The organism is Athalassotoga saccharophila (assembly GCF_009936215.1).
Lineage (GTDB): Bacteria > Thermotogota > Thermotogae > Mesoaciditogales > Mesoaciditogaceae > Athalassotoga > Athalassotoga saccharophila.
Map to the genome: position 1 here is coordinate 778,431 of NZ_AP019551.1, position 17,074 is coordinate 795,504.

General features: G+C 41.3%; 18 protein-coding genes. 11 read left to right on the top strand and 7 right to left on the bottom strand.

The window, feature by feature from the left end; genetic code table 11:
- Positions 1-8: 8 nt before the first annotated feature.
- The 7 genes from ATHSA_RS03920 to ATHSA_RS03950 all read right to left on the bottom strand — a co-directional run bounded on the left by ATHSA_RS03920 (position 9) and on the right by ATHSA_RS03950 (position 6,656).
- Complete coding sequence (locus ATHSA_RS03920) at positions 9-1,187, bottom strand: YncE family protein (protein WP_161847851.1); 1,179 nt, start codon at positions 1,185-1,187, stop codon at positions 9-11.
- 18 nt (positions 1,188-1,205) lie between these two features.
- Positions 1,206-1,934, bottom strand: coding sequence for a triose-phosphate isomerase (gene tpiA / locus ATHSA_RS03925; RefSeq protein WP_197739226.1), 729 nt, complete (start codon positions 1,932-1,934; stop codon positions 1,206-1,208).
- Between the two features lie 20 nt (positions 1,935-1,954).
- On the bottom strand, positions 1,955-3,157 hold the full coding sequence (locus ATHSA_RS03930) for a phosphoglycerate kinase (protein WP_161847852.1): 1,203 nt from the start codon (positions 3,155-3,157) through the stop codon (positions 1,955-1,957).
- Positions 3,158-3,168: 11 nt separating this feature from the next.
- Entirely contained in the window at positions 3,169-4,173 is a 1,005-nt protein-coding gene (gene gap, locus ATHSA_RS03935) for a type I glyceraldehyde-3-phosphate dehydrogenase (RefSeq protein ID WP_161847853.1), read from the bottom strand.
- Positions 4,174-4,196: 23 nt separating this feature from the next.
- Positions 4,197-4,520, bottom strand: coding sequence for a YbaB/EbfC family nucleoid-associated protein (locus ATHSA_RS03940; protein WP_161847854.1), 324 nt, complete (start codon positions 4,518-4,520; stop codon positions 4,197-4,199).
- A gap of 2 nt (positions 4,521-4,522) precedes the next feature.
- The gene (gene dnaX / locus ATHSA_RS03945) at positions 4,523-5,896 is read right to left on the bottom strand and encodes a DNA polymerase III subunit gamma/tau (RefSeq protein WP_161847855.1); all 1,374 of its coding nucleotides are present in this window, start codon (positions 5,894-5,896) and stop codon (positions 4,523-4,525) included.
- 85 nt (positions 5,897-5,981) lie between these two features.
- Positions 5,982-6,656, bottom strand: coding sequence for a DUF1361 domain-containing protein (locus ATHSA_RS03950; RefSeq protein WP_232060131.1), 675 nt, complete (start codon positions 6,654-6,656; stop codon positions 5,982-5,984).
- 163 nt (positions 6,657-6,819) lie between these two features.
- On the opposite strand from ATHSA_RS03950, the gene prfA reads away from it, so the two are divergent.
- Genes prfA through ATHSA_RS04005 form a run of 11 tightly spaced genes read left to right on the top strand, consistent with a single transcriptional unit; the run spans position 6,820 to position 16,988 of the window.
- Complete coding sequence (gene prfA / locus ATHSA_RS03955) at positions 6,820-7,869, top strand: peptide chain release factor 1 (protein WP_161847857.1); 1,050 nt, start codon at positions 6,820-6,822, stop codon at positions 7,867-7,869.
- 9 nt (positions 7,870-7,878) lie between these two features.
- Positions 7,879-8,727: a hypothetical protein gene (locus tag ATHSA_RS03960; protein ID WP_161847858.1), complete on the top strand. Its 849-nt coding sequence runs from the start codon at positions 7,879-7,881 to the stop codon at positions 8,725-8,727.
- Positions 8,724-8,963 (top strand): hypothetical protein, encoded by a 240-nt coding sequence (locus ATHSA_RS03965; RefSeq protein ID WP_161847859.1) that lies wholly within the window; start codon positions 8,724-8,726, stop codon positions 8,961-8,963. The genes ATHSA_RS03960 and ATHSA_RS03965 overlap by 4 nt, the downstream gene beginning before the upstream one ends.
- Positions 8,911-9,663 (top strand): class I SAM-dependent methyltransferase, encoded by a 753-nt coding sequence (locus tag ATHSA_RS03970; RefSeq protein WP_161847860.1) that lies wholly within the window; start codon positions 8,911-8,913, stop codon positions 9,661-9,663. Before ATHSA_RS03965 ends, ATHSA_RS03970 begins: the two co-directional genes overlap by 53 nt.
- Complete coding sequence (miaA, locus tag ATHSA_RS03975; protein ID WP_197739227.1) at positions 9,660-10,553, top strand: tRNA (adenosine(37)-N6)-dimethylallyltransferase MiaA; 894 nt, start codon at positions 9,660-9,662, stop codon at positions 10,551-10,553. The genes ATHSA_RS03970 and miaA overlap by 4 nt, the downstream gene beginning before the upstream one ends.
- A gap of 11 nt (positions 10,554-10,564) precedes the next feature.
- Positions 10,565-10,831: an RNA chaperone Hfq gene (gene hfq / locus ATHSA_RS03980; RefSeq protein ID WP_161847861.1), complete on the top strand. Its 267-nt coding sequence runs from the start codon at positions 10,565-10,567 to the stop codon at positions 10,829-10,831.
- The gene (gene hflX, locus ATHSA_RS03985; protein ID WP_161847862.1) at positions 10,828-12,060 is read left to right on the top strand and encodes a GTPase HflX; all 1,233 of its coding nucleotides are present in this window, start codon (positions 10,828-10,830) and stop codon (positions 12,058-12,060) included. Before hfq ends, hflX begins: the two co-directional genes overlap by 4 nt.
- Positions 12,044-12,361, top strand: a complete 318-nt coding sequence (locus ATHSA_RS03990; protein WP_232060132.1) for a hypothetical protein — start codon at positions 12,044-12,046, stop codon at positions 12,359-12,361. Before hflX ends, ATHSA_RS03990 begins: the two co-directional genes overlap by 17 nt.
- Positions 12,358-13,548: a methionine adenosyltransferase gene (gene metK, locus ATHSA_RS03995; RefSeq protein WP_161847864.1), complete on the top strand. Its 1,191-nt coding sequence runs from the start codon at positions 12,358-12,360 to the stop codon at positions 13,546-13,548. Before ATHSA_RS03990 ends, metK begins: the two co-directional genes overlap by 4 nt.
- Positions 13,549-15,381 carry a tRNA uridine-5-carboxymethylaminomethyl(34) synthesis enzyme MnmG gene (mnmG, locus tag ATHSA_RS04000; RefSeq protein WP_161847865.1) on the top strand — a complete coding sequence of 611 codons (1,833 nt, stop codon included), beginning with the start codon at positions 13,549-13,551 and terminating at the stop codon, positions 15,379-15,381.
- A 2-nt stretch (positions 15,382-15,383) separates the two neighbouring features.
- Positions 15,384-16,988, top strand: a complete 1,605-nt coding sequence (locus tag ATHSA_RS04005) for a putative manganese-dependent inorganic diphosphatase (protein ID WP_161847866.1) — start codon at positions 15,384-15,386, stop codon at positions 16,986-16,988.
- The last annotated feature ends 86 nt before the right edge of the window (positions 16,989-17,074 follow it).

Below are 17,074 nucleotides of genomic sequence, written 5' to 3' on the forward strand. Positions count from 1 at the left end.
TCCCTCCTTCATTTTATAACGCTTACTGTACCGCTTCCGTAATTCACAACGTATATTTCGCCCAAATTCTGATCTATCTTCACGGCACAGGGTTCATGGCCGACAGATATAACCCTTATTATCGATTCGGTCTGGGCATTCAAAAAGATCAAGGAATCTGCCTTCGAGTTGGTAAGATAAATGGCATTTACCGATGGATCGTATGTCATGCTGTTGATACCAGTGCCAACGTTGAATGTTCCTATTACAGCGTAATTCTTTATCATGCTTATACTTCCGTCAGATTCATTCAGTACATACACGATACCATTTCCGATGCAGACAGAGGACGGATTATTCCCTACCTTGACGGTATTGATTACCATATTCGTGCTTCCATTTATCACGCTTACAGTGTTGTCTCCGGAATTCGTCACGTATATCGAATTGTTATTTTCGTCTACGGCTATACCGTAAGGACTTTTGCCAACGTTGACGGTACCGATGACTTTATTCGTTGATGCATCTATTATGCTTAAAGTATTGTCAAAGTTATTCGCTACGTATATCCTGTTTGTTTTTGCATTCAGTGCAATTCCAAGCGGCTCATTTCCAACCTTTATATTCGTTATGACCTTATCCGTTTTCGCATCTATGACCGTCACTGTATTGTCTCCGAAATTTGCAACGTATACCATGTTGTTTTGAGGGTCAAAGACCATCTTCCACGGATCTATTCCAACATTTATCTGTTTGAGAATGTTGTAGGTTGAAAGATCGAAGACATCAACGATATTTTGTGAAGAGACGCTTACGTACCCCTTCCCGTCCTTCGGATCCAAGATCAGATCGCGTGGTTTGTTGCCGACATCAAAGACTCCATTTACCTTTTCCTGAATGCCGTAGAAGTTGGCATTTTGGTAATTTCCATTCACATCTATGGCAGGGGTAAACCTCCACCCGGCCTTCTTTGCATCTACCTTTACATCTCCCTTTAGACCGTTCTTCGTCCAGTATCCATTAGAATTCGTGTAGACGGGAGCATATCCATTGCTAAAACTTATCATGACATTTTCTATAGGATTTCCTTCAAAATCACGGACGTATCCCGATACTGTATAGGTCAAAGATTGGACATAAAAAAGTCCTGCGATTATTCCAACTACAACGCCTATTCCTATGATCAAATAGACAAAAAAATCATTCAAAGGTATTACCTCCAGAATTTAGCAGAATTTGGTTGCTATTTTGTATATCTCAATGAATTCGTCTAACTTCAAAGAGGCACCACCTATCAATCCTCCGTCTACATCTGGAAGAAGGAAGAGTTCCTGACAGTTTTCTTTATTCATGCTGCCACCGTAAAGGCAGGAGATTTTCTCTGCCATGTCAGGATAAATTTTTCTCAACTGATCTCTGACGTACGCTATCGCTTCCTGCGCCTGATAAGGCTGGGCCACAACCCCGGTTCCTATTGCCCATACAGGTTCATACGCTATCGTAAGTCTTTGCGGATCTTCGATTTTGACCCCTTCTAAGTCTTTGGTAAGTTGATCTTTTATTACGTCAAAGGTTTTTCCGCTTTGCCTCTCGTCGAGCGTCTCGCCGATACAAAGAATGACATTCATCCCGCCCGAGATGGCGGACTTTACCTTTTCGTTTATGAACTGATCGCTCTCGCCAAAGATATGCCTTCTTTCCGAATGTCCTATTATAACATGATCTATTCCCATGTCTTTGAGCATCGGGACGCTAACCTCTCCGGTAAAGGCTCCGGACTTTTGAGAATGAACGTTTTGTGCTCCCACCACGATATCGTAGCCTGTGAAGATCTCTTTGACAACAGAAAGAGACACAAAAGAGGGAAATACCCACATCTTTGTGTCTCCGCTAAATCTTACGATCTTTATCAAATCCCTTGCGAAAGCCCTTGCCTCCGAAGGGGTTTTGTTCATTTTCCAGTTACCGGCTACTATCAGCGGACGTTTTTTTTTGCGTCTGAGATCGAGGCGATCCCGGGCAATTCTTTTCCTTCCAAAAATTCGAGAGATGCCCCACCACCGGTTGAAACGTGAGAGACCTTTTCAGAAAGACCGAATTTGTCCATCGCTGCGGCGCTATCACCACCACCGACGACTGTGGTCGCATTCTTCATCTTTGCAAGCACTTCGGCTACGGCCTTTGTACCGGTTGCAAAATCGTCTATTTCAAAAACACCCATCGGACCATTCCACACAACGGTCTTTGCGCCGCTGAGTTTAGACTTGAAAAGTTCGATGGTCTTCGGTCCTATATCTAAACCCATCCATCCATCTGGAATTCCAGAGGATATATCCAAGATCTTCTTTTCAGCACCGGCCTTCAATTCTCGTGCACACACGGCGTCAACGGGAAGAACGAAGTCGACGTTGAGTTTTTTTGCGTTTGCGAGGATCTCTTTTGCAACGTCCAATTTATCCTCTTCAAACTTTGAAGCGCCTATTTTGTACCCTTGGGCCTTTAAGAATGTGAACATCATGGCTCCGCCTATAAGAACCCTATCGGCCTTTTTGAAAAGGTTGTCTATAACCCCTATTTTGTCCGATACCTTGGCTCCGCCGAGTATAACGACGTAAGGCTTTTCAGGAGAATAGGTAACCTTCGAAAGCATCTCGATTTCCTTTTCCATTAAAAATCCAGCAACGGATGGAAGATACTGCGCAACTCCCACGTTGGATGCATGTGCCCTATGGGCAGTTCCGAATGCGTCGTTGACGTGAATATCTCCTAATTTGGCAAAAGACTTCGAAAGTTCGGGATCATTTTTCTCCTCGCCGGGGAAAAACCTCGTATTTTCCATGAGCACGACATCGCCCGGCTTCATTGAGTTGACGAGCCCTTCAGCCCTTGGACCGATAGTATCGTGACAGAAAGTTACCTTTCTACCAAGGAGTTCTTCGAGTCTTTTTGCCACAGGCTCGAGTGAGAATTGAGGATCCGGTCCTCCCTTTGGTCTGCCAAGGTGGGAAAGGAGTATAACCTTCCCACCCTTCTCTATCACGTATTGAATGGTCGGCAATTCCGCCCTTATGCGGGTATCGTCAGTTATTACACCTTTTTCAATTGGAACGTTGAAATCCACGCGCATCAAGACGCGCTTATTTTTCAGATCAACATCCCTTACCGTTAATTTGCCCATAAAAACCACCATCAAAGGAGTTTCTGAACCATTTCTATCAAATCGACGGCTCTGTTCGTATATCCGTATTCGTTGTCGTACCATCCGAAGACGTTGACGAGTTCTCCGTTAACCTTTGTAAGCAGAGAATCGAAGATGCAAGAATGTGTTTCTCCTATTATGTCACGAGACACTATTTCGTCTGTGCAGTAAAGCAAAGCCTTTCCCATCGGTCCTTCGGCGGCCTTTTTGAATGCGGCGTTGACCTCTTCAACGGTCGTTGGTCTTTTCACTATAACTTTAAGATCCGTTATTGAACCTGTCGAAACTGGCACTCTCAAAGCCATACCGTCCAATTTTCCCTTAACAGATGGTACAACAAGGTGAATGGCCTTTGCCGCACCTGTTGATGTTGGTATCGTATTCATCGCGGCAGCCCTTGCACGTCTGAGATCTTTGTGTGGTAAATCAAGAATTCTTTGGTCGTTGGTGTAACCATGAACGGTTGTCATAAAGCCTTTCACTATTCCAAAGTTATCTTCGAGCACTTTTACAAGTGGAGAAAGAGAATTGGTCGTACAAGAACCTGTGGATATGACAACGTGTTCCTTTTTTAAGGCTTCATCGTTGACATGCGGGTTTATAGTTGAATCGGCTCCATCTGCGGGGGCAGAAATTATGACCTTCTCGGCTCCTGCCTGAATGTGGGCCATTGCCTTATCTTTGCTTGTGAAAAGTCCCGTAGATTCAATGGCAAGCCTTACTCCAAGTGCCTTCCACGGAAGTTTTGAAGGATCCTTTTCTGCAAATACCTTTATCTCTTTTCCATCGATTATTATGGCATCATCGGTGTAGGAAACAGTTCCTTTGTATGTCCCGTAGTTTGAGTCGTACTTGAAAAGATGGGCAAGAGTTTTTGTATCGGTTATGTCATTTACCGCCACGACATTTATCGGTCTCTTTTGTTCGAGAATGACACGCAGGATCTGCCTTCCAATTCTTCCAAATCCGTTAATTCCAACTTTTACTTCTGACATTTTAACAACCTCCTTAATTTTGATTAAAATCCAGGTATTTTTATGTTACCTGTAGCGGATTTCATCTCTTCTTCTGAACGATCTTTGACCATGTTTGCGTATTCGTTAAAGGCACTCACAAGCAAATCCTTCAGCATCTCGGGATCTGAAAACAGATCATTTGAGATATTTATCTCTTTTACCTCATAATCACAATTGCCCTTAACGCTAACTGCTCCGCCACCGACTGTTGCGCTTACCTCTATATTCTTAAGGTTTTCCTGAACTGCGGCTATCTTCTTTTGCATTTCTTGGGCCTGTTTCATCAAATTCCCTATATTTCCTCCAAATCCAAAATTCTTAGCCATTTTTAACCTCCTTCCGGGAGAATCTTTCCGCCAAACAAACTTAGGACCTTTATGACAGGCTCTTTGAGATTTTCTTCCATAGAATCGATTGGTATTTTCGAATAGGCAAAGACAAAATGTGCATCTCTTTTGGTCATTTCTTTGAATTTGTTGTTTATCTCTTCTCTCTTTTCATCTAAAATCTCTTTGTGAAGAGGAGCGTAAGAGATGACGAGTATTCTATCGCCTAAATCTTTCAAATTTGACATTTTTAAAGACACGTAAATGGAAAGATCTTCACTTTTATAACTTTCCACAAATCTTTCGATAATACTCTCGACTGTCTGATCCTTCTCGACTGTCTGCGCTTTCTCCGTTTTAGGATTATATCTTTCATCTTTGTACTTTAACGCTTCAAAGACGCTCATGATTTTAAAAACATCGAATTGCCTTTCTTCGTATTTAAGGTACTGGATCAGATCAATTGCAAATTTGCCAATTTGAATCATTTGAAGATCTTCTATTTTTTCCGATGAATATTCTACCACATTTTTAAGGAAATTCATGACATCGATGCCGCGATTTTTGATCGATTCCATTGTATTGATAAGCGATTCAACATTTCCATTCAAAATCGAGAATGTGTAATTTTCGACGATTTCGACTGGGCTTTCTCCGAGCACTATAAGTGTATCGTTTAAAGTTATCTTGTCTTGGGAAAATCTCGATATTTCCTCAAGCATTCCAATGGCATCTCTCATGCCGCCGGACGCAACTTTGGAAATATGATCGATTGCGGATGGTTCATATTCTATCTTTTCATTTTCGCATATTCTTACAAGTCTGTTTCTTATAACATCTGATGGGATTCTCCTGAATTCGAGAACCTGACATCTCGACAAAACAGTTTCTGGAACTTTTTGCATCTCAGTCGTTGCGAGAATGAAGATGGTCTTTTCTGGTGGTTCTTCGAGCGTTTTTAAAAGCGCGTTGAAGGCCTCTCTCGTTAGCATGTGGACCTCATCGATTATGTAAACCTTGTACTTCTGATTGAAAGGCATGTAAGCGACTCGATCCCTTATATTTCTTATCTCGTCTATTCCCCTGTTTGATGCCGCATCCATTTCTATGACGTCGAGTGAATTTCCGGAATCTATTTCAACGCATGAATCACACACATTGCACGGCTCATAACCATCTACAGGGTTTGAACAGTTGATGCTCTTTGCCAAGATCCTTGCAACGGAAGTCTTTCCCGTTCCACGCGGACCGCTGAAAAGGTAGGAATGGGAGATATTCTTTGATTTTACGGCATTTATGAGTATTCTTTTGACATGATCCTGCCATACAACGTCTTCGAATTTTTTGGGCCTGTACTTCAAATAAAGTGTACCCATCTACTTCACTCTCCGTAGATATTTTAACATATAAGGAAGTATTTCGTTTTTTTCTTATTTGTGAATTTTATAACAAAATTGTTTTTCATCTTTTTTCCAAGAGATAGATCACCGTGTAGATGAAAAGCCAAAAAAGTGTGAAAAATATTGTAAATTCAATGAAAAAATTGAGGCGTTTGAAGACAAAGGAAAAATTCTCGGTGCTGAATATACTTAGAATTTGCCAACTATTGAGCCTTAAAAATCTTCCAAAGTATATCCCGACACCTGAAAAAAATGAGACGATTATCACAAATGCCCAACTTAAAACTTTGTGCCTTTCTATGAGCCTTTGGATGTTAAATAGAGAGAAAAAGCCCATGACTATGCTCAAAAAGACCGAGAGTGTTATCTCTATCAATTCGTACCAGCGAATCATCTTTTGACTGTAGACGAAGATGTTGTTCTCCATCTTAAGATAATCCAACGATCTTATGTGAATAACGTCTGTCATTATGTAAGGAATATTTGGATAAAAGATAATCCATAAAATAAAGACGGGAATCAAAAGATAGATTTTTAAAGATCTCTTTAATCCTGAAATGTAAACCGATGTTATCAGAAATGAAAGGAAGAAAGGAATCCATGCAAGAAAGATGTTAAGAATCAAGAATGAGAACTCGTAATCTTTGTAGTAAAAAATGCCATAGCAGGTGATGATAATGACAAGAAAAGATGCAAAAGATAGTGTTAGAAATGATTTTTGAGTGATCGAGATCAATCCTTTCTACTTGGGATTCATATTGAAACAATTTTATTATATAATCTTGTGCGAAAGAAAGTGTCTTTGAAATGTTATGTTAAGCGAGGGACGGGATTTCTTGAGGCTGAGTGAGCCTAAAGTATCGTCATCTGCTTATTATCCTTTGTAGGAAGGTATGTCTATGATAGAAAGTTTGAAAAGTTTTTACGAGAAATACAAAAAAATTAACGAAAGTTTGATAGATCCAGAGGTCATAAAGTCTCCGGAGATGGTCATAAAGTATTCGAAAGAACTTTCGGAAGTAGAAAGGCCGGCAAAGTTGTATGAGGAATATTTAAGAGTTCTTAACGACATAGAGGAATTGAAATCTCTCGATGATCCGGATTTACACGAGGAGATTTTGAAAGAGATAAAGGAAAAAGAAGATGTGATCTCCAAATTAGAAAAAGAGGCCGGCGATTTTTTAGATTCGCTCGATTCTAACTTTTCAAGAAATGTCATTGTCGAAATAAGGGCCGGCGTTGGAGGACAGGAAAGTGCCATCTTTGCCGGAGACCTTTTGAGGATGTACCTTAGATATGCCGAAAGGCACAACCTTGAGGCCGAGATCCTCGATTCCCATGAAACGGAACTTGGAGGGTTTAAAGAGGTTACCTTTTCCGTTTCTGGAAATGGTGCCTACAAACTTTTCAAATACGAAAGTGGTGTTCACAGAGTCCAAAGGGTTCCGGTTACCGAGGCATCTGGAAGGATCCACACCTCAACTGCCACCGTCGCAGTTTTGCCAGAGGCAACGGAGGTTGATATCGAGATAAATCCCGATGATCTCAGAATAGATACCTTCAGGTCTTCCGGAGCCGGAGGCCAGCACGTGAATAGAACTGAATCTGCCGTAAGAATAACTCATATACCTACTGGCACCGTAGTGGTTTGTGAGTCAGAAAGATCTCAGATTCAAAATAGAGTCATAGCCATGAAGATATTGAGGGCGAAACTTTTTGAGATGAAGAAACGTGAGGAAGAGGAAAAGATGTCAGATATGAGAAGAAATCAAATAGGCATGGGAGAGAGAAGTGAAAAGATAAGAACTTACAATTTCCCGCAAAATAGGGTTACAGATCACAGGAATGGATTTACCGCGTACAACCTCGAAGAGGTGATGGACGGATATTTAGACGATATCGTCAAATCTTTGATCGAATGGGAATCTCAATTAACGATAAAAGGGTAGGTGAGTTTTTTGAAAAAAAGTCTTTTGTTTTTTGTCATTGTCACGGCAGGAACCCTCTCTTTGATACTTTCTGGATGTTTTCAGACACAATCAACCACGATATCTTATCAGACGTACATCCAGACAACGCCATTTTCATCTGTCAATCACATAGAGATATTCATAAAATCGATAAATGCCAATGGAAATACAGTCCTTCTCAGTTCTATTTACAACAGGGAATACGATCTCGTTCCACCGCTTAACGGGACCGGGAATTTCTACATTGCACGTCCAATCGATGGACTTCAGGGCCTATCCATTAACGGAAATCCTCCTTTCATCATAAATTCTCTTTTGATAAACATAGGCCCAGTTGCCACCATCGTCCTTGGAAATGGAAATGAATACACTGTTCCTGTTTCAACATCTGTGAGCGTGCCATTTTACAGTTACAGTCTTCAAAAAATGCAGGTAGCACCCTTGCAGATCAATAATGGACAGAACAAGGCGGCTTTGATTTTGTGGAATCTTTCAAATCTTTCAACGTCCGCAACAGCCCCCATTACTTTGAGCGCCATTGGTCTTGATATGTCGCAGGTCGTGCCATTGTACATTACCCATGGCATTTCGTCAGATCCCGGACTTTACGGCGGTTTTTACAGGTACGCATCGGTTTCAGACTTCTCAAAGACTTACACCTTTACATCTCAGGGATATTGGAATACTTTAAATGACACTTACGATTTCACATTGTATCCATTCGTTGCCCCAACGTCTCAAGGCTACAAAGCGACTATTTCAATTAACAGTGCCACACAAACAATTGTGTCGAGTAGTGTAACCATCAACTCTTCTACTTTGTCTTTGAACTTATGAGAAAAAAGATAATTCTTATAGTGCTTTTGGTTATCGCCGCTTATCTCGTGTATTTTGATATCACGTCTTATATCTCATACACAAAGGCGAAAAGTGAATACGAGAAGGTTTTGAAAGAATACGATCAGACCAAGCAAGAGTTGGATTATCTAAAGCAGACCATGAAGGAGATCGAATCGCAAATTGCGAATAGCGGTAACAACGTCCCACAAACCCCTTCAACATCAGGTAAATAAGGCAAAGGAACTTGCCCAGGCCTTTGGTTGCCGTTACATTCCACGAAGGCACTTTTCTTTTATGGAAGGAGAGATAGTCATAATCGCTGAAAGGTATGGAATTTCGGCTGTAAAGGATGGAAAGCGTCTATTTTTTCATCCATCCCTTGCCGTTTTAAGAAAATCCAACGTTGAAACGGGTCAGCGAGATTACCTTATCGAATCTCTCGATCTTTCGGGGAATGAGAAGGTGCTCGATTGTACCCTTGGCCTTGGGAGCGAGGCCATTTTAATCGCGCATTTTTTACCAAAAGGGCACGTCAAATGCCTTGAAAGTTCAAAGATAATAAAGATAATAGTCGAAAATGGCATTAGAGATAAAAATTTGCCTGACTGGGTTAGGGAATCCGCGCAAAGGATAGAAATATTAGAATACGATTACAAGAAATTCGTAAGAGAAAGCGATGAGATCTTCGATTGCGTGTACGTTGATCCCATGTTCGAGCATCCAAACTTTAAGTCCTATGCGATGAATCCATTAAGGCCTTTTGCGGATCATTCTGGAATAGATCCTGCGGACATAGAGGAGATGAAAAAAATAGCACGTAAAAGGATTGTCGTAAAGGCAAGATGGAATGATTCTATCTTTGAAAGGTATAAATTCGATAAAGTTGTCGGAAGTTTGAAAAGCAAGATAGGTTATGGAGTGGTAGAGATTTGAAGATACCTGTCATTATGGGACCTACCGGAGTTGGAAAAAGCGAATTTGCCATCGAACTCGCCAGAAAAATTGGTGGAGAGATAATATCTATGGATTCGATGCAGATATACAGATACATGGATATAGGAACTTCGAAGGTCGATCCAAAATTGAGAGAAGAGATTCCCCATTACATGATAGACATAATGACGCCGGATGAGGAATTCGATGTGAAAAGATTTAGAGATATGGCCTTGAAATTCATCGAAGACATAATTTCGAGAAAGAAAGTCCCCATTCTTGTCGGGGGAACGGGTCTTTATTTTGAGGTGTTAAGGTACGGAATTTTCGATGGCCCATCTAAGAATGAAAGGATAAGAGAGGCACTTTTGAAGATCGAAAAAGAAAGGTCCGGATCGCTTAGAAACTTGCTTTTTCACGTTGATCCCAAAGCCTTTGAAAAGATAGATTCCCACGATCTTGTAAGAACTGTCAGAGCACTCGAAGTTTACATTCTTACCGGAAGACCCATATCAACCCTTTGGAATGAGAGAACTGGTGAGGACAGATACGTTATTTTTATTCTTACAAGAGATAGAAATGAACTTTATTCCCGAATAAACAAAAGGGTCGATCTCATGTTCGAAAAAGGTCTTGTTGATGAGGTTAAAAGCCTAATGGATATGGGATATTCGAAGGATTTGAAACCTATGAGATCCATAGGGTATAAAGAAGTGGTACAATATCTTGAAGGGAAAATAGATCTAAAAGGATGCGTGGAGATGGTAAAAATATCAACAAGGCACTATGCCAAAAGACAGTTAACGTGGTTTAGAAAGTACAAAGATGCCATATGGATAGATTTAGATGAGAAATCATCTCTTGAAAAAGTAATTCAATTCATTGAATAGGGGGCCTAACGGTGGAAAAGCAGAACTTACAGGATAAGTTGTTGAATTATCTTAGAAAGAAAAAGATAGAAGCCAAAGTTTATCTCGTTAACGGCTTTCAGGTTAAAGGACTTGTCAAATCCTTTGACAATTACACAGTTCTTATCGAAAGCGGCAGACAGCAAAATATGGTTTACAAACATGCGATAAGTACCATTATTCCGTCCGAGTATCTCGAACTCGAAGAAGTGATAGGGAAAAAATCTTTAGAAGAGGAGGAAAAAACAGAAAAGGATTGAAAAGGGCTGTATTGCTTGGCGTTAGCCATTCAAAGGGATACGAAATAGAAAAAAGTCTTGAAGAACTTTCTCTTCTTGCAAAAAGCGTTGGAATCGAAGGAGTGGGAACTTTCTGGCAATTTTTGAGTTCTCCTCTACCAACGTACCTTGGAAGTGGAAAACTCAATTCCGTTTCAAAGTACATAGAACTCTATCGCGCAGATGGTGTCATCACCGATGATGAACTTACCATAGTTCAAAGATCAAAACTCGAAGAGATTCTAAAAGTTGAGGTGCTTGACAGAACGGAGATCATTTTACGTGCGTTTTCGCGTAGCGCCACAACGGAGGAAGGAAAGATAGAGGTTGAACTTGCAACTCTCGAGTACACACTTTCACACTTAAGATCCAAAGGCTTTTCGAGAACGGGTGGAGGAATAGGTACCGTCGGACCCGGAGAGACTAAATTGGAGATGGATAGAAGAGTCATAAAGAAAAAGATCGGATTCCTTAGGGAAGAACTCGAAAGAATAGAAAAGAATAAATCGATCAAAAAAAGTAGAAGAAACTCTTCTTTAATTCCAAAAGTTTCCATCGCCGGATACACAAATGCTGGAAAGTCAATGCTTTTGAAATCACTTAGCGGTTTTGACATAAAAAGCGAGGATAAACTTTTTACAACGCTCGATCCTATAACCCGAAGGGTATGGATAGGAGAGAATCTTTACGCGCTTTTTTCAGATACGGTGGGCTTCATATCAAAATTGCCTGCCCAACTCGTTAAGGCCTTCAAGGCCACTCTCGATGAAATAAAGGAGGCCAATCTTATTTTGATCGTCGCCGATGGGGCCGATGATGACATCGAAAAGAAGATAAATGTTTCTCTTGAGACTATAGATGAAATAGGCGCTTCCAATATTCCAATTTTGAAGGTAATAAACAAGATCGATCTGTGTTCATCGAGCCGTTTGTCTATGCTTTCAAGAAAATACAATGATGCGATCTTTGTTTCGGCCACCAAGGGGCTTTATCTTGATGATCTGGTATCGAGAGTGCGTGAAGAACTTACGAGGGATTACATTCCATTTGAAGGAAGCATAGACGTTGACAAATGGCAGAAGATTCTAAATACTGATGGAGTGAGAGTTTTGCGTTTTGAATCTATGGACGGTGTAGTTCATGTCAAACTTAAGATCAATTCAAATCTTTTATCAAAGGTAAGGGAGATCCAGAATGTTTTTCAGGCGTAAAAAGATTCAGGAAGGCCCCCTTTACTTTGAAAAAGAGGGGATTTTTATGTACACTCAAAGCAAAAAAGGAACGCTTTTTAAGACCATACTCAGAAAGGGATATGATTTCCAGATAAATTACGATGAAGGACCTTCGATACTTCTTGACAAAGAACTTGTGGGTCAGAGGTCTGATGATTTGATCGTAGTTCATATGGAATTGGATGAGAATTACAATGTTGTCTCTTCAGAGATAAACGGGGGAAGGTTTCTAACCCCGCAAGAATACGAAGAACTTTTAAAAAAGGAGGAACTAAAGTGAAGAAACTTTTCACAAGTGAAAGTGTTACGGAAGGACATCCGGACAAGATAGCAGATCAGGTTTCGGATGCGATTTTGGATGAGGCGTTGGCTCAGGATCCTGAAAGCAGGGTCGCAATTGAGACCTTTGTCGTGAGAGGAGAGGTAATGGTTGGAGGCCAGATGACGACTCGTGCGTACATAGACATTCCCTCCGTTGTGCGTAAAACTGTGCTTGATATTGGATACACAAGGGCCAAGTACGGTTTTGATGGAGAAACATGTGCCGTTATTACGGCCATAGATGAGCAATCTCCGGATATAGCCCTCGGTGTCGATGAAGCCTTTGAAGTAAAGGAAGGGGAAAAGGTCTCAGATCCTCTCGAAAAACTTGGAGCCGGAGATCAGGGATTAATGTTTGGATATGCAACGGATGAGACGCCGGAATATATGCCTTTGAGCATATCTCTTGCTCATAAACTTGCAAGAAGACTCGCAGAAGTTAGAAAGGATAAAACGCTTGATTTTCTAAGGCCCGATGGAAAAACTCAAGTAACGATCGAATTTGACGATGACAACAAACCTATCGCCGTTGATGCCGTCATTGTTTCTGCCCAGCACGATCCAAATGTTTCGAGAGTCGATCTCGAAAATGGCATAAGGGAAGAGGTCATAAAGAAGATCATTCCAGCAGACCTTTTGACGAAAAACACTAAAATTTACATAAATCCAACGGGACGTTTTGTAATAGGTGGTCCTATGGGTGATACAGGATTAACCGGCAGAAAGATAATAGTTGATACATATGGCGGTGTGGCACCGCATGGCGGTGGCGCTTTCAGCGGCAAGGACCCGACCAAAGTTGACAGATCGGCCTCTTACATGGCAAGATACGTTGCAAAGAACGTGGTTGCCGCAGGCCTTGCCCATAAATGTTTGATTCAGGTGGCCTACGCTATAGGCGTTGCAAGACCGGTTTCTATTTTTGTGGATACTTACGGAACTGGTTTGATACCTGATATGGAACTGATGAAGATCGTAAGCCAGACCTTTGACTTCAGGCCGGGAGCAATAATAAAGAATCTCAATTTGAGAAGACCGATTTACAAACAGGTAGCCGCCTATGGTCATTTTGGAAGATTAGATCTCGATCTTTCTTGGGAGAAGACAGACAGCGTTAATCTGTTGAAGTCTGTCGTGAAGGTTTGAATGGAAGAGTACGATGTAGTCGTTGTTGGATCTGGGCATGCCGGCGTTGAGGCGGCACTCGCAAGTGCAAAGCAGGGTCTTAAGACCCTGCTTTTGGGCATAAATCTCGATAATGTTGCATGGACTCCGTGCAATCCCGCCATAGGAGGACCTGCAAAGGGAATAATAGCGAGAGAGGTAGACGCACTTGGAGGTGCGATGGCAAGGATAACGGACGTTGCGATGATAAACATAAGAGTTTTAAATACCTCGAAAGGTCCGGCCGTTCAAGCCTTGCGTGCTCAAGTGGACAAATACCTCTATTCGAAGACCGCAAAGCAAATTCTCATGGAGGAGAAGAATTTAACTCTCAGGCAAGGCGTTGCAACACGTCTGGTTGTAGAAAACGGAAAGGTTGCCGGAGTCGAAACCTCTCTTGGAATCTTTTACAGGTGCAAAAGTGCCATAGTCACAACGGGCACATTTTTGGGAGGAAGGATTTTCATAGGTCCTAATTCCATGCCGGCTGGCCGTCTCGGAGAGCCTTCGGCAGAAGGTTTGACAGATAGTTTGAGAAGTTATGGAATAAACATGAAAAGATTCAAAACCGGGACTCCTCCACGCGTTTTAAAATCATCGATAGATTTTTCAATCCTTGAAAGGCAGGATACATCGGATGAACCTCTTGCCTTCTCATATTCGGATGAGCCGAGAGTACTTCCCAAGACACATCCGTGTTTTATAACGAGAACGAATACTGTGACTCACGATATAATAAGGGAAAATTTGCATTTTTCTCCAATGTACGGAGAGGTTAAACTCATTCATTCTGTGGGACCGAGATACTGTCCATCGATAGAGGATAAAGTCGTTAAATTTCCGGACAAAGATTCACATCAACTTTTTGTTGAGCCGGAAGGCATAGATTCGATGGAATATTACATAAATGGATTTAGCACCTCCCTTCCTTATGATGCTCAGGTAAGAATGCTTCACACCCTTCCCGGCTTCGATCATGCCATAATAATAAGGCCGGCTTACGCCGTCGAATACGATTACGCGGATCCTACACAGTTGTATCCCACCCTCGAATCCAAAGTGGTGGAAAATCTTTATTTTGCCGGTCAGGTTAATGGCACAAGCGGGTACGAGGAAGCCGCCGGACAGGGAATAATTGCCGGATTGAATGCCGGATTGAAATTAAAGGGCGAGGATCAAATCGTGCTTGGGCGTCACGAGGCATATATCGGTGTTATGATAGATGATCTCGTCTTTAAAGGAGTTGACGAGCCTTACAGAATGCTTACCTCAAGGGCCGAGTACAGGTTGCTTCTAAGGGACGATAACGCTCAATTTAGACTTACGAAGTACGGGTACAGGGCTGGAATTGTAGACAAATCGACCTACGAGAAGGTTTTAAGACTCGAAAAAGAGATAAAGGAAGCCATAGAAAGGCTTCAAAAAACAAAGGTCAAAGTTTCAAAGTTCAAGGAACTCACAATCGATAGAACCCTTTCACTCTACGATCTTTTAAAGATGCCAAATGTTTCATACTCTGACATAGTCATGTTCGATACATCTCCTTTGGAAGATCCTCGAGTGATAAAAGAAGTTGAAATAGAGGCTCATTACGGTGGTTATATATCCAAAGAAATACAGGAAGCCCAGAAACTTTCAAAATTAGATAAAATAAGAATACCTCGAGATTTCGATTTTTCAAGTGTTGTCGGTATTTCAACGGAATCGAAGCAGAAGTTGATGAAGATAAGACCTTCAACGCTTGGTCAGGCCGCAAGAATTCAGGGAGTTACCCCAAGCGATCTTTTCCTTTTGAGTTCGAAAATAAAGGAGTAGAAATGGACAAAATTTACATAATAGGCCATAAAAATCCAGATACCGATTCCATCTGCAGCGTGATAGGTTATGCAGATCTTTTGAATCGCTTCGATCCAGTCTACGTTCCCGCACGATGCGGCGAGATGAATTCAGAGACAAAATTTGCACTTTCAAAATTTGGGATGAATGAACCTCTATACATAGAAAGCCTCGAGCCAAAGATCGCAGACATGAAATTACCATCTCCTATAAGTGTTCAAGAGGATGTTCCGACGATTGACGTTGCAATACTTATGGAAAAACACGACATAAAAAATGTGCCCGTTATCGATGACGCTGGTAAACTTGTAGGCCTTATAAGTGAAAGAGGCCTTGCGAAGGCTTACGTGAGAAAGATCAAGATAGAACAACTCGAAATGGCTCCCATTGGCGTGGAGACTCTTGCAAGGATAATAGATGGAAAGGTGATCTTCGATTCCGGCAGAATTCTTAAAGGGAAGGTTTACACGGCAATAGATGCCCTTCACGTTGCGCTTTCAAGACTCAGCCATGAAGATGTCGCTATTGTCGGCGATAATGAGCCGGATCAGATCGCATTCATAAGATCTGACATAGCGGCACTTATAATCGCAAATAGTGCCCCGGTTGGAGAAAGGGTCATAAATGAGGCAAAAGTGCATAACACATCGATCATTCAAACGAATTTAGACGCGTTCGGTGTTGGCAAGATGATAAATCTTTCTCTTCCGGCAAGAATGGTAATGGCAAGGGATATACCCGTTTTGAAAATGCATGATTCCATCGAATACGCAAAGAAAATCGTCTACGAATCGAAATTCAGAACCGCCTGTATCGTCGACGACAATGGAATTCTTGTCGGAATTGTAACGAGGACAAATCTTCTCGAGGATGTAAAAAAATCAGTTATACTTCTCGATCACAACGAATACACTCAGGCTGTCGACGGCATAGAAAAGGCTGAAATAGTAGAGATAATAGATCATCACAGGATAGGAAATATAAACACAGTCAAGCCGGTTAAATTTTTAAATGATCCTATAGGTTCGACCTCTACCATAATAACCTACAAATTCATAGATGCCGGCATCACCCCTTCACCCCAGATTGCCGGAATTCTTTTGAGCGGAATACTCTCAGATACGCTTGTTATGAAACTTTCGACAACAACGCAAAGAGACATAAATGCCGTCGATTATCTCTCTCGAATAGCCGGAATCGATCCTTACGATTACGGAAATGCGTTGATCAACGCCGGCATGTCTCTCGAGGGCTTATCGATAGAAGAGATTCTTACAAAAGATATGAAAAGGTACAACCTTTTCGGCAAAAATATAGTTATTTCACAGGTTATGGTGGCCTCCTTTGATTTTTCCTCGTCTAAATCGAATGAGATAACATCGAAAATGTCAAAATTGAGAGATTCCATGAATGTTGACTGCTTTTTCTGCCTTTTTACCAACGTGTTTGAGAATTCAAGCGATCTTTTCATAAGTTCCGACGAAGAGTGCCTCTTAAAATTCGAATCGAATCCCGTAAGGTTAAAAGGCGTTATGTCGAGAAAAAAAGATTTTCTTCCACATCTTGCAAAGATAATTCAAGATTAAATCTTTGATCTGACAAATTGGGAGATTGTAACATATTATTTTTATTGACATATACGGTTAAGATGAAGTATAATTTTTTGACATCT

Bases quoted from the DNA above. Each gene is read 5' to 3' on its own strand.
- tpiA (WP_197739226.1), bottom strand. From the start codon at position 1,934: ATGAACAAAACCCCTTCGGAGGCAAGGGCTTTCGCAAGGGATTTGATA.
- ATHSA_RS03930 (WP_161847852.1), bottom strand. From the start codon at position 3,157: ATGGGCAAATTAACGGTAAGGGATGTTGATCTGAAAAATAAGCGCGTC.
- gap (WP_161847853.1), bottom strand. From the start codon at position 4,173: ATGTCAGAAGTAAAAGTTGGAATTAACGGATTTGGAAGAATTGGAAGG.
- ATHSA_RS03940 (WP_161847854.1), bottom strand. From the start codon at position 4,520: ATGGCTAAGAATTTTGGATTTGGAGGAAATATAGGGAATTTGATGAAA.
- dnaX (WP_161847855.1), bottom strand. From the start codon at position 5,896: ATGGGTACACTTTATTTGAAGTACAGGCCCAAAAAATTCGAAGACGTT.
- prfA (WP_161847857.1), top strand. From the start codon at position 6,820: ATGATAGAAAGTTTGAAAAGTTTTTACGAGAAATACAAAAAAATTAAC.
- ATHSA_RS03965 (WP_161847859.1), top strand. From the start codon at position 8,724: ATGAGAAAAAAGATAATTCTTATAGTGCTTTTGGTTATCGCCGCTTAT.
- ATHSA_RS03990 (WP_232060132.1), top strand. From the start codon at position 12,044: ATGTTTTTCAGGCGTAAAAAGATTCAGGAAGGCCCCCTTTACTTTGAA.
- mnmG (WP_161847865.1), top strand. From the start codon at position 13,549: ATGGAAGAGTACGATGTAGTCGTTGTTGGATCTGGGCATGCCGGCGTT.
- ATHSA_RS04005 (WP_161847866.1), top strand. From the start codon at position 15,384: ATGGACAAAATTTACATAATAGGCCATAAAAATCCAGATACCGATTCC.